Origin of the sequence: Pseudoclavibacter sp. RFBB5, assembly GCF_002931555.1 — a bacterium.
Classification (GTDB): Bacteria; Actinomycetota; Actinomycetes; order Actinomycetales; family Microbacteriaceae; genus Pseudoclavibacter.
In genome coordinates this window covers 1-717 of sequence record NZ_PSTZ01000019.1, presented here as the reverse complement: position 1 = coordinate 717, position 717 = coordinate 1, and the positions used below count along the sequence as shown (strand labels likewise).

The 717-nt window shown below is 67.5% G+C and carries 1 protein-coding gene; it reads left to right on the top strand.

The genetic code is table 11. The annotated features are described in order from the left end of the window. The coding region (locus tag C5B97_RS18110; RefSeq protein ID WP_219819838.1) for a hypothetical protein at positions 1-662 on the top strand (662 nt) is incomplete at its 5' end. Positions 663-717 lie beyond the last annotated feature (55 nt).

The following is a 717-nucleotide window of genomic DNA, read 5'->3' as shown; positions in this document are numbered from 1 at the left end:
GCTCAGGCAGCAGGCTCGCAGGCCTGGGATGCTGGGGTGTGGCTCTCTACGATGCGACGTTTTCGCGGACTCCTGGCTTCGTCTCTCGGCGTTCCCTGCCACGCACGATCGTGGCGACGGGTGCGCTCCTGCTCTGCATGGCAGCGGTGGTGTTCGCCGTAGTGAACTTCGCCGGGTTGATGGAGTACTCGAAAGAGAGCGCTGAGGGAGCGTCGCGCCCGCGATATCAGGCGATGCGGGGGCTGGGGATTCTCCCCATCGCGATCATCATCCTTGCTGTGACCTTCGGAGTGTTCGCCGTCGGGGCGATCGCGGGGTCCTGGTCGCGAGTGTGGGTTCGCGAGCAGACCGGCACGCCACTCCGAAAGCGGTTCGAGGGGTACCACGCGCTCAGCCCGGACTCGTTCGAGCGGCTTCACGCGGCGTTCGCATCCGGCGACCCGACCCGGTACGTGCCGCTGCCGGAGCAGACCCGCGGAGGTGACGGCGTCGTCTTCATCTGGACCGCCGACGCCGACCAACTGGCGTTCGTCGGAATGACCTGGGGGAGCAGGCGGAAGACCACCCGCAACGCGCCACTCGTCGTGCTCAGCGGTCGTCAGTTCGACGACCTTGATCGTGCCCTCCGTGCGGGCCTCACGGCTCCGTGGGTCGTCGGCTAACTAGCTGACGAGCCGAACGGGCGCACCAAGCCGAGTGTCCGCCGGTCGGATGCGG